8 protein-coding genes are annotated in these 11,746 nt (G+C 74.7%); 7 read left to right on the top strand and 1 reads right to left on the bottom strand.

The window, feature by feature from the left end; all coding sequences use genetic code 11:
- The first annotated feature begins 171 nt into the window (after positions 1-171).
- The 7 genes from ACWCYO_RS34135 (at position 172) to ACWCYO_RS34105 (ending at position 9,500) form a co-directional block, all read left to right on the top strand.
- Positions 172-3,393: a hypothetical protein gene (locus ACWCYO_RS34135; RefSeq protein ID WP_449786380.1), complete on the top strand. Its 3,222-nt coding sequence runs from the start codon at positions 172-174 to the stop codon at positions 3,391-3,393.
- 277 nt (positions 3,394-3,670) lie between these two features.
- Entirely contained in the window at positions 3,671-4,363 is a 693-nt protein-coding gene (locus ACWCYO_RS34130) for a DUF4255 domain-containing protein (protein ID WP_449786379.1), read from the top strand.
- On the top strand, positions 4,360-6,498 hold the full coding sequence (locus tag ACWCYO_RS34125; RefSeq protein ID WP_449786378.1) for an ATP-binding protein: 2,139 nt from the start codon (positions 4,360-4,362) through the stop codon (positions 6,496-6,498). Before ACWCYO_RS34130 ends, ACWCYO_RS34125 begins: the two co-directional genes overlap by 4 nt.
- A gap of 316 nt (positions 6,499-6,814) precedes the next feature.
- Positions 6,815-8,365 carry a phage tail sheath family protein gene (locus ACWCYO_RS34120; protein WP_270141378.1) on the top strand — a complete coding sequence of 517 codons (1,551 nt, stop codon included), beginning with the start codon at positions 6,815-6,817 and terminating at the stop codon, positions 8,363-8,365.
- A 39-nt stretch (positions 8,366-8,404) separates the two neighbouring features.
- Positions 8,405-8,845 carry a phage tail protein gene (locus ACWCYO_RS34115; RefSeq protein WP_030290301.1) on the top strand — a complete coding sequence of 147 codons (441 nt, stop codon included), beginning with the start codon at positions 8,405-8,407 and terminating at the stop codon, positions 8,843-8,845.
- Positions 8,842-9,345: a hypothetical protein gene (locus tag ACWCYO_RS34110; RefSeq protein WP_449786377.1), complete on the top strand. Its 504-nt coding sequence runs from the start codon at positions 8,842-8,844 to the stop codon at positions 9,343-9,345. The genes ACWCYO_RS34115 and ACWCYO_RS34110 overlap by 4 nt, the downstream gene beginning before the upstream one ends.
- Complete coding sequence (locus ACWCYO_RS34105) at positions 9,342-9,500, top strand: DUF6760 family protein (RefSeq protein ID WP_188307682.1); 159 nt, start codon at positions 9,342-9,344, stop codon at positions 9,498-9,500. Before ACWCYO_RS34110 ends, ACWCYO_RS34105 begins: the two co-directional genes overlap by 4 nt.
- A 266-nt stretch (positions 9,501-9,766) precedes the next feature.
- On the opposite strand, the gene ACWCYO_RS34100 is transcribed toward ACWCYO_RS34105, so the two are convergent.
- Entirely contained in the window at positions 9,767-10,111 is a 345-nt protein-coding gene (locus ACWCYO_RS34100; protein WP_449786376.1) for a hypothetical protein, read from the bottom strand.
- Positions 10,112-11,746: the final 1,635 nt, after the last annotated feature.

Genomic DNA, 11,746 nt, shown 5'->3' with positions numbered 1-11,746 from the left:
CGGATTTCCGCTGATGTCGGTGTAGTTGATGAACGGCGCGTCGTCGGGCATGTAGTACGAGTCGTAGTTCTTGTTGGTGTTGCAGGGCGTGCCCACCCGGGCCCTGTTCCCGGGCGCCCGAGCCGGTGAGACTGCCGGGGAGACCGCCCCTGCCATCCTGTGAGGTCGCAAGTGACCGGCGCCACCGGCACTCCCCGCTCCATCCGGCGGCCGGCCCGGGCCGCCGTCGCGGTGCTGCTCGCGCTGGCGGCCGCCGTGCTGACCCTGGGCTCCGCGCCCGGTGGACCGGGCGGCCCGGTGACCCCAGCCGCGTCCGCCGAGGACCCGGCCGGCGGTCGGATCGTCTACGCCGGCACCAACCACCGCGGCCTCGGCCGGGTGACCGGGACGGAGTCCAGTACCCCGTTGTTCGGGCCCGGCCCGGTCCACTTCGACCAGGAGCCCTCGGCCCGCGGCGACGAACTGGTCTTCACCAGCCTGCGGGACGGCCCGCTGCCCCAGGTGTACCTGCACGACGCGGCCGGCGCGGTGCACCGGCTCACCACCGGCATGGACACCGCCCACCCCGCCCTCGCCCCGAACGGCAAGGGCGTCGTCTTCGAGGCCCTGGAACCCAGGAAGGACGGCACCTCCCAGCACGTCCTGTGGGCGGTCGACCAGGAGGGCACCGGCCTGCGCCGGCTGACCGACGGAGCCGCCGACGAGACCCACCCGACGGTCTCGCCCGACGGCCGGTGGGTCGCGTATGCCTGCGCCGGCGAGCCCGGACACATCCAGATCTACCTGCGGCCGTTCGCCGGTGGCGCGCCCGTCAAGGTCACCAACGTGACCAGCGGGGACGCCGTCGACCCGACCTGGAACCCGCTGGACGACGACGCCCACCGCAACCAGATCGTCTACACCTGGGACCAGGGCGACAAGGGCCGGACCCTGATGCTCACCTCGCCCACCGGCGGCGACAAGGCGTTCTTCCCCGGCACCGGCTCCAACTGGAAGACCGGCTCCGCCTCCTGGCTGGCCGACGGCAGCGGGGTCCTCTTCCTCAGCGCCGATCGGCTCACCCCCAAGACACCGGTCCAGCAGGCCGACCCGCCGCAGCCCCCGGTGCTGAACCTGTACCGTGCGCCGACCTGTTCCTGCACCGACCCCCAACTCCTCTACAGCACCAACCGGTTGATCGCCACGCCGACCTGGCTGGGCCCGCAGAACGGAGGCGGGCCGGTGGTGGAGCAGACCAGTGCCGCCGCCGCCAACGTCGCCGACCTCCAGGACATCCGCCCCGACGGCGCCGACCCGCGCGACCTCGGCATCAGCGTGCTCACGGAGGACCCGGCCGCCGACACCAACACCAACCCCGACCCGGCCGCCGACCCGCTCTTCCACCCCCGCCCCGGCTACGACCCGTGGTACGAACGGCAGGCCTACACGCCCGACGGCCGGCAGATCGTGGTCACCCGTTACGAGGACTCGCCGGCCGGCCGGATCGAACGGATCTGGCTGGCCGACGCCGACGGCTCGAACCCGCACCCGATGAACCTCGCCGGGCGCGGCCCCACCGACCGGGACACCGACCCGTCCCTCTCCCCGGACGGCAAGCTGATCGTGTTCAGCCGCAGCTCCCCGGGCGGCGGACAGGAACCCGCCCGCGCGGGCCGGCTCCTGATCGCCCAGGTGGCCACGGGCGCGATCGTCGGCACCGTCCAGCCGCCGGCCGACCAGCCGGGGGCGGCGGACGGCGAGCCCTTCTGGTCCCCAGACGGCAAGCTCATCGCCTTCTCCCGGACCGCCGTGATCAACGGCAACCCCGGCAACAGGCACATCTGGACCGTGCCCGCCGACGACCTCACCCGGCAGAACGACCTCAGCCGCACGGCCTGCCCGGGCAGTTGCAACGTCATCGACGACAGCCCCGCGTTCGCCCCCGACGGCCGCCGGATCGCCTTCAACCGCAAAGCCGGCGACGGCGGGAACAACCGGCAGGACGGCGTGGTGGTCACCACACCGGCCGGCGACGACTGCACGGTGGTCCTGCCCGCCGGGCTCGGCGACGGCGCCTGCACCCGCCCGCTGCCCGACCGCTCCGCCGGCCCCTTCCAGCCCCGCGACGTCGCCTGGACGGCCAACGGCGCGCAGCTGGTGCTCACCTCCCGGCGGGCCGCGCCGCCGAGCGCACCGGAGGGGCTCAAGATCTACGACTTCGCGACAGCGAAGCTCACCCCGCTCGACTGGCGGCTGCCGGGGCGCCAGAAGGAGCCGGCCGTCCAGCAGTCCGTCCACCTGATGCTGAGCGCGCCGCCCCGGACCCCGGCCGTCCCCGTCGACGGCGGCACCGACGTGACGGTCACCGTCACCAACAAGGGCCCCGCGCCCTCGCCCGGCACCGTCCTGACGGCCTCGGTACCGACCGGCGCCCGACTCGGCCGGTTGACCACCCCGGTCGGGCAGTGCGATGCGGCGGCGTTGCGCTGTGAGCTCGGCACCCTGGCGCCGGGGGCGCAGGTCCGGGTGACCGCCACCCTGATCGGCACCCGGGTCGGCGACCGGCAGTTCGGCTGGAGCGTCACGGGGACGGTGGTCGACCCGAATCCTGAGAACGGGTCCGCGGAGACGATCCTGCCGGTGCTGGAGGCGCCTACGCCCTCGCCTACGCCCACGCCCTCGCCGACCGCCTCGCCGAGTCCGACTCCGACGCCCACGCCGACCCCGACCCTGACCCCGACAGCCACCCCCACGCCCGCACCGCCGCCGCGGGCCGGCCTCGGCGTGGCGGTCGAGGCCCAGCCGAACCCGGGCTACGTGGGCGGCCACGTGACCGTCAGCTACACCGTGCGCAACACCGGTCAGGCCCTGGCGACCGGGCTTCGCCTGACCCTCGGCCTGCCCGCGGGGATGCCCACCGAGGCGTTGCCCCCGGGTTGCCGAAGCGGGGGCTGCCAGCTCGCCGACCTGGCACCCGGCGGCAGCCAGGTGGTCCGGGTGGTGCTGTCACCCGTGGCGGCACTGGAGACCACCATCACCGCGGAGCTGACCACCACGGGCACCGACGCCACCCCGGGCCCGCACCGGGCGAGCACCCCGCTGCGCATCCTGCAGCCCCGCATCGTCGCCGTCCCGCCGATCGGCAAGCCCGGCTTCGTGACCTCCGTCCGAGGCGTGGACTTCCCGCCCGGCGCCCCGGTCCGCTTCACCTGGCAGCCCGGCATCACCGCCGCCGCGGCCCCCACCTACCCGAGGGCCGACGGGACCTTCGCGGGCCAGCTGCTGATCCTCCCGAAGGACGAGACGGGCCCGCGAACCATCACCGCCGAGGGCCCCGGCTTCTCCCCGGTCACCACCCCGTTCCTGGTGGTGGAAGGCAGCATCGGCCCACCGGGGGAGGTGGAGCGGCGGTGATCCGCGAGGTGGATTCGCGGGTTGGGGCCGGTCCGGTGGGGCGCCGGCCCGGGAGTCGGTGGCGTGGCGTGCCGCCGATGGGCGGTGTCTGTGCGCGCGCGGTTCGTGGGCAGGTGGACGGGATGTCGCGGTTGCAGCGGGCCGGGTCGGGGCCGATCCGGTGGTGTGTGGGGGTTGAGGTGGTGTTCGACGCACCGGCCCGGGAGTCGGCGGCTCGGCGTACGGGGTTGTCCGGCGGAGCCCGTCCGTGCGGGATGCGCGGGGAGGTGGAGCGGCGGTGATTCATGAGGTGGACGAGGGGCTGCGGCTGCTGCTTGCCGAGGCCGGGCTGCCGGAGCGGGGGGTCGAGGTGGTGTTCGATGCGCCGACCCGGGACCTCGCGGCCCGGCGTACCGCGCCGACGGTCAGCGTGTTCCTGTACGGGATCCGGGAGGAGACGGCCCGTCGGCAGGCCGGGGCCGTTGCCGAGCACGATGCGGACGGGCTGGTGGTCGGCCACCGACCGGCGCCGCGCTGGTTCGAACTGGGCTACCTGGTGACCGTCTGGACCAACCGGCCGCAGGACGAACACCGGTTGCTGGCCGAGGTGTTGCAGTGTCTGACCGCCGTGGACGCGTTGCCCGTCCGGGTGCTGACCGGATCGCTCGCCCGGCTCGGGCTGACCGTCGGGCTGGACATCGGGGGGCGGGACACGGGCCTGCCGTCGGTGTCCGACGTGTGGTCCGCGCTCGGCGGGGAGCTGCGGCCCTCGATCGACCTCAGGGTGCTCGCCCCGCTGGCCGGCGGGCTCACCCCCGCCGGGCCGCCGGTCACCGAGGGGCTGGTGGTGCACGTCGGAGACACCGACGACGGCTCGGGAGGCCGCCGGCTGCGCTACCACGGCGCCGGGGACCCGGGACCGGACGGCTTCGCCGCGCCCCGGGAGCGTGCGCTGCCGCCGGGCCGCAGGGCGCGGGGTGGAGCACGGTGAGCCTCGACCTCGGATCGGCGGTGAACGGCGCGCCGCCCGGCCACGACCACCTGTGGGAACGGCTGCAGCGGGTCGAGCAGCGGGTCCGGGCGGCGGTGCGCGAGCGCCGGGCCGACGATCCGGACCCGGACGACCCGTACCGCGGCCAGTACCTCGGCCCGGAGGCGGTGGAACGGATCCTGGCGTCCTCCGCCCCGACGGGTTTCGCCGCTGCGGGCCGGGCGGACGCGGCCGACCCGCCGCCCGGCTCCCGGCTCGCCCGGCTCGGCGCCGACTTCGGCCTGCTCCCGGTGGACCTCGACCTCCTCCTCGTCGCTCTCGCGCCCGACCTCGACACCCGCTTCGAGCAGCTCTACGGCTACCTCAACGACGACCTGACCCGACGCCGGGCCACCGTCGCGCTGGCCCTGGAACTGTGCGGACTGCCGGGGGCGGGCGCGGGCCGCTTCCGGTTCTCCGCCCGCGCCCCGCTGATCGCCGGCGGCCTCCTGGAGATCACCGAAGCCGAGCGCCCGCTGCTCTCCCGCACCCTGCGCGTGCCGGACCGGGTGACGGCCCATCTGCTGGGCGACGACGAGCCGGACGACGCGCTCGCCGGCCTGGCGCGCCGCGCCGCACCGTACCCCGGAGCCGACGCGCGGCCCGTCGACCGGCTGCGCGCGACCGCGACCGCGGCGTACGGCGGGCCGGTGTACCTGCTGGACCGGGCCGGGCACGCCGGCCCGCAGGCGGTGGCCGCCCTCGCGGCCGATGGCCGACCGCCCCTGGTCGTCGACGCCGCCGCGCTGGCCGCCGCCCACCCGTCGGCGGGCATCGTGCGGGTGCTCGCGCGCGAGGCCCGGCTGGGCGGGGGCGGAGTGGTGCTCGGGCCGCTGGACCGGCTGGAACCCGAACGACCCGAGCGGGCGGCCCTGTTGCGCGAGCTGTGCGCGGCGCTCGGGCCCGTCCCGCTGATCGTGCACGGCCCGCAGGCGTGGGACCCGGCCTGGGCGCGGGAGAGCCCCGTGGTGGTCACGGTCCCCGCGCCCGACGCGCGCGAGCTGGCCGGGCAGTGGGCCCGCGCACTGGCCGCCGGCGGCGCGCCGCTGAGCGGGGAGCTGACGGAGGGGCTGACGGAGGAGCGGGCCGAGGAGCTGTCGGAGGAGCTGGCCGAGGCGGTGGCCGCCTACCGGCTGGACCGGGAGAAGCTGGAGCGGGCCGCCTCGGTGGCGGCCAGGACGGCGGCCGCCGAGCGTCGTCCGGTGCGCGCCGAGGACCTGCGGGCCGCCGTACGGGCGCAGAACGCCGCAGGCCTCGCCCGGCTCGCCCGCCGGATCGAGCCCGCCGTCGGCTGGGCCGACCTGGTGCTGCCCGACCCCACCGCAGGCCGGCTGCGCGAGCTCGTGCTGCGGGCCCGGCACCGCGACCGGGTGCTCGGGCAGTGGCGGATGCGGCCGGGCGGCGGCCGGGGCAACGGGGTGATCGCCCTGTTCGCGGGGGAGTCCGGCACCGGCAAGACGATGTCCGCCGAGGTGGTCGCCGCCGAGCTCGGCATGGAACTGTACGTCGTGGACCTCTCCACCGTGGTGGACAAGTACATCGGCGAGACCGAGAAGAACCTGGACCGGGTCTTCACCGAGGCCGCGCAGGTCAACGCCGTTCTGCTGTTCGACGAGGCGGACGCGCTGTTCGGGAAGCGCTCACAGGTCAAGGACGCCCACGACCGCCACGCCAACGTGGAGACGGCCTACCTGCTCCAGCGGATGGAGTCCTTCGACGGGATCGCGGTGCTGACCACCAACCTGCGCGCCAACCTCGACGAGGCGTTCACCCGGCGCCTGGACGTCATCGCGGAGTTCCCGCTGCCCGACCAGGCGCAGCGGCGCCTCTTGTGGGACCGCTGCCTGGGGCCGCGGCTGCCCCGCGGTGACGACCTCGACCTGGACTTCTGCGCCCGTCACTTCGAGCTCACCGGCGGTTCCATCCGGGCCTGCGCGGTCTCCGCGGCCTACCTGGCCGCCGGCACGGGCGCCCCGCTGGGCATGGCGCAGCTGGTCGCCGCGGTGGTCGGGGAGTACCGCAAGCTCGGCCGGCTGGTGCTGGACAGCGAGTTCGGGCCGTGGCTGGGCGTCCTCGGGGACACCGGACTCGGCTGACCCCGTGCTCATTCACGTCCGGGACGGTCGGGCCCCCCCGGGGCGCCTGTGCGGACCCGTCGGGCTGCCCGCGGGGGCAGCCGGTGCTGCCCCCGGTCCGGGACCTCGGGACATGGTCCGGACAGCACCCGCACCGCAGACTCGGGGGCGAGTGATCAGCAAGTGATCAGCGAGCGATCCGGATCCACCCGCGAACGATCCGAGCGATCCAGGATCGACCCGCGAGCGACCTGAGACCGACCTCAGATCGCCTCAGATCGACCCAGATCGACCCGCGAATGACCGGCGAAATGACTGGCCAGCCGAAGGAGCGCGTATGCCGTCGTACCTCACCCCGGGCGTGTACGTGGAGGAGGTCCAGTCCGGTGCCCGGCCGATCGAGGGGGTCGGCACAGCCGTCGCCGCCTTCGTCGGCTTCGCCGGGTCCGGTCCCTTCCACGAGCCCACGCTGGTGACCAACTGGGACCAGTACGTCCAGCGGTTCGGCGGCTTCACCGAGGGCACCTACCTGGCGCACTCGGTGTACGGCTTCTTCGCCAACGGCGGCGGCTCCGCCTACGTCGTCCGGGTCGGCGACCCGGCCCGGCAGACCCCCGGCGCCGCCCCGGCCCCGGTCCGTGCCGCGGCCCCGCCGGTCGCGGTCGCGGGCTTCCTGTACTCGGCGCTGCCCGGCGCGGGCGGCGAGGTGTCCGTCGAGATCGCCGACGCGGAGGGCGAGAACGTCCCCGAGGACCGGTTCCGGCTGCTGGTCCGCCGGGGCGCCGAGGTCGTGGAGAGCTACGACGTCTCGACCCGGAAGAACACCAAGGGATACGTCGTCACCCAGCTGCGCGACTCCAAGCTGGTCTCGGTCGCCGAACAGCCCGGTACCGCGCCGAGCCGCCCCGAGCGGCAGACCCACGCGCTCCCCGCCGCCCCCGCCCTCGCGCCCGGGCCGGTCGCGGCCCCCGCCACCCGGCTCGATCCCGCCGAGTACGTCGGCGACGCCGCCGACCGGACCGGCTTCTCGGGCCTGGAGGCGATCGACGAGATCACCATGGTCGCGGTGCCCGACCTGATGAGCGCCTACCAGCGCGGCGACCTCGACGACGAGGGCCTGCGCACCGTCCAGCTGGCCGTGATGTCCCACTGCGAGCAGATGGGCGACCGGATCGCCGTACTCGACCCGCCGCCCGGTCTGAACGCCCAGCGGATGCGCACCTGGCGCAACGAGGAGGCGGGCTTCGACTCCCGCTACGCCGCCCTCTACTACCCGTGGATCAAGGTGTTCGACCCGGCCAGCGGCCGCAACGTGCTGGTCCCGCCGAGCGGGCACGTCGCCGGGGTGTGGGCGCGCAGCGACGCCGAACGCGGCGTGCACAAGGCGCCCGCCAACGAGGTGATCCGCGGCGCGGTGGACCTCGAACTCCGGCTCAGCAAGGGCGAACAGGACCTGCTGAACCCGATCGGCGTCAACTGCGTCCGGGCGTTCCCCGGGCGCGGCATCCGGATCTGGGGCGCGCGCACCCTCTCCTCCGACCCCGCCTGGCGCTACCTGAACGTGCGCCGACTGTTCAACTACCTCGAGGAATCGATCCTCCTGGGGACCCAGTGGGTGGTCTTCGAACCCAACGACGACCGGCTGTGGTCCAGCATCCGCCGGAACATCACCGCGTTCCTCACCGAGGAGTGGCGGCGCGGTGCACTGTTCGGCCAGACCGCGGCCGAGGCCTTCTACGTCAAGTGCGACCGCGACAACAACCCGCCGGAGTCCATCGACCTCGGCCAGGTGATCTGCGAGATCGGCGTCGCCCCGGTGAAGCCGGCCGAGTTCGTGGTGTTCCGGCTGGCCCAGTTCTCCGACAGCACGAGCCTCGTCAACGAGTGATCCACTCCGTCGGTAACCATCGGAAGGTGACAGCACACCATGGCTGAAGGCGATCCGCTCTCCACACACATCTTCGGCGTCCAACTCGGCGGCTACAACGTCGAGTCCGTCAAGGAGATCAGCAACCTGACGGTCGAACAGGACGTCGTCGAGTACAAGCAGGTGACCCAAGAGGGCAAACTGATCGTCCGCAAGCAGCCCGGCGCCCGGCTGCCCGGCGAGGTGACCATCACCCGCGGCCTGGACAAGAGCGGCGCGTTCACGGACTGGATCAAGGAAACCCTCAACAACGGGGCGATCAACACCGCGCGGCAGAACCTCACCATCGAGGTCAAGGACACCACCGGCGCCACCCTGCGGCGCATCCAGCTGACCAACGCCTGGGCGAGCCGCTGGGAGGGCCCCACGCTCAGCGCGGGCGAGTCCAGCGCCGCGACGGAGACCGTGACCATCGTGTTCGAGGAGATCAGCGTCGAATGAGGCGGAAGATCGGCCTGGACGAACTGCTGGAACGGGCCCCGGCTCAGGGCCCGGGTCCGGCTTCGGTCCCGGCCTCGGGCCCGGTTCCGCAGCACGAGGCCCCGGGGCAGGCCCCCACCCGGGGGCGGTCGCCGCACACCGAGTTCGAGTTCGAGCTGCCGCTCGGCTACGTCGACGACGAGGGCACCGTGCACCGGCACGGCGCGATGCGGCTGGCCACCGCCCGGGACGAGCTGATGCCGCAGATCGACCTGCGGGTCAAGGAGAACCCGGCCTACCTCAGCGTGGTGCTGCTCAGCCACGTCATCACCAGGCTGGGCGACGTCACCGACGTGCACGCCGGGATCGTCGAGCGGATGTACGCCACCGACGTCGCGTTCCTCCAGGACCTCTACCAGCGGATCAACAGCGAAGGCCACACGCGCGCCGCCGTGACCTGCCCGCACTGCGACGGCGCCTTCGAGGTCGACCTCGCCGGTGGGCGCCTGGGGGAATCGTGACGTACGCGCCTGCTCGGCTGTACGAGGAGATCGCGTACATCGCCTACCACTTCCACTGGCCGAGGGAGGACCTCCTCGACCTCACCCACCGGGAACGCGGGCAGTGGGTGCGTGAGATCGCGCGCATCAACTCCCGTGTCAGCGAGGGAGGGTGAGTGGCGTGGGGCTGCGGGGCTGGATCGCACGGCGGCGTCGGGCCGACGGTGGTGCGGAGGCCGTCGGGACCACCGGTACCCTCGGGACCACCGGTACCGTCGGGACCACCGGTACGGGCGAGGCCGCCCGGCGACGGCCGGCGGTCGACGGCGCGGACGGCGGCTGGCGTGCGGTGACGCCGCTCGTGCCGACCCTGGCCGGGACGGCGCCCGGGGTCAGCGACGGCCTGACGTTCCGCTCCCGGCTCGCCTCCTGGCAGGACCCCTCACTGTGCGGACCGCTCGGCCACGCGGTCCTGCCGTCCGCGCCGACGGGCATCCTGCGGGCGGTGGCGGCGCCGGGCGTACCGGCGGCCGTCGCCGGGGGCCGGGACGAGCTCGTCCTGCCGGCTGCCGTGGGCGGCGCGGTGGGAGAGGGAGAGAACGAAGCGGCGGGTCGGGAAGGGGACGGGGAACGGCGGGAGGCGCGGCCGGTCCAGCGGTCCGTCCGACTGCGGCGGCTGCCCGTCCGGTCGGGTCCGCGCCCGGCGCGTACGGGCGGGGGCGGCCGTGGGGGCGAACGGCGAGCCGGGGTGGAGGGCGGTGCGGCGACGCCTGCTGCTGCGACGCAAGTCCCGTCGCAGCCTAAGGCGTTGACCTCCGATGTGCCGGGGGGTGCTGCGCCGGAGGCCGGCACGCGGGCGCCCGGCGCCGCGACGCCGGATGCGATCGCGGTACCCCCGCGTCGGAGTGACGTGGCCGGTCGGGCCCAGCCTCATTCCGTGCGGCCGCGGCCCGTCGGCGAACCGCTGACCGTGGCCCGACGCCCACGGTTGCTGCCTGTGCGTCCGGTGCCCTCCGTCTCCCGGCCGGGCAGGCCGCGCGAAGGCGTCGTCGGGCCGTCGACGCAGGATGCCGACTCGGCGCTGCCGGTAGCCGCGGCAGTTGAACAGGCCCACGGGGCAGGCGGGTTGGTGAGCCGCGAGGCCGTCGCGCCTAAGCGGAGCGGGTCGGGCGAAGGGGCGGTCCAGCGTGCCGCCGCGATTGGCGCTGAAGCACCCACCCGTCCGGTCCTCGGTGCGCCTCTGACCGCGCTGCCTGCGAGCGCCTCACCCGTGGCCGCCACCGGCTCCCGGGCGACGGAGCGCGTCCCGGGGGCGGCCATGCCCGTTGTGCGTGCTGCTGCGGAATCCGCCGGTCCCGAGGCGAGTGGGCCTGGCGGCAGCCCAGGACAGCCGGCGACCCACCCCGAGCGTCGGCCCGTCGGCGGCCTGTCTGTTCAGCGCTCGTCGTCCGAGGCCGCTGCTCCGGGTGCCCTGCCCTCGCCTGCGCCTACCTCGGCCCCTGCCCCTGCCCGTACCCGCGGGGGCCTGGGCGCGCCGCTCGACGCGCTGCCGCCGACGGCGGCAGCGCCGGGCGGCGGTGCTCCGAAGCTCAGCGGGCGCCGACCGGTCCGGCGTGTCACAGGCCCGACGGCGGGTGACACCGGAGGCCGAAACGAGCGGAGTGTGCCTTCGGCCGGCGAAGAGCCACGCGTGCAGCGTGCCACTTCGCGGCCCGGTACCGGGCCGATGGGCCCAACTCCGCCGCCACCGAGGGAAAATGGTGCCCGACCTGCGAGGCGGAGCGGCCTTGCCGGGACGCAGGCCGACCCCGGCTCGGGGCGGGAGGGCGGCCCGGCGGTGGACCCGGTGACTGTTCCCGTGCGTCCGGTCGTTGGCGGCTCGGGCGTGCAGCGCGCCATCGAACTCACCAGCAGGAGGCGCGGGTTGATCGGTGAGCGCCCGATCTCGGTCGCCCTCGCCGCTCCGGCAGCGCCCTTCGCGAGCAGCGCGACCGCTCCCGCGGGCTCCCGCACGGCACCACCGCCGCCACCCGTGGTCCCCGTAGTTTGGCCCGATGCGCTCGCGTCTCGCGCGGACGACGAACCGGCTGCGGGGCCGTCGCTGACTCCCGGCGGTGGCTGGGAGGGCGGGAGCGGCGCTGCTCCGCAGCGCTCCGGGGCACGCCGTTCGCCGAGCGTGGGGGAGCGCCGGAGGACCACGGCCACGGCAGGGCAGCCGGTAGCGCGGGCGGTGGGTCGCTCGTCCGGCGCGGGCGTGGTGCGTGGGGTCGTGGGTGCTGTGCAACGCTCGGTTTCCCGACGTGCGGCTGCGGATCAGAGCTCGGCGCCTCTCGGCGCGCCGGGTGCCGCCGAGGCGGTGGCTCGGTCGTCCGGCGCGGGCGTGGTGCGTGGGGTCGTGGGTGCTGTGCAGCGCTCGGGTTGC

It is taken from the genome of Kitasatospora sp. NPDC001683 (genome assembly GCF_053596495.1).
This window is presented reverse-complemented; position numbering and strand designations above follow the sequence as displayed.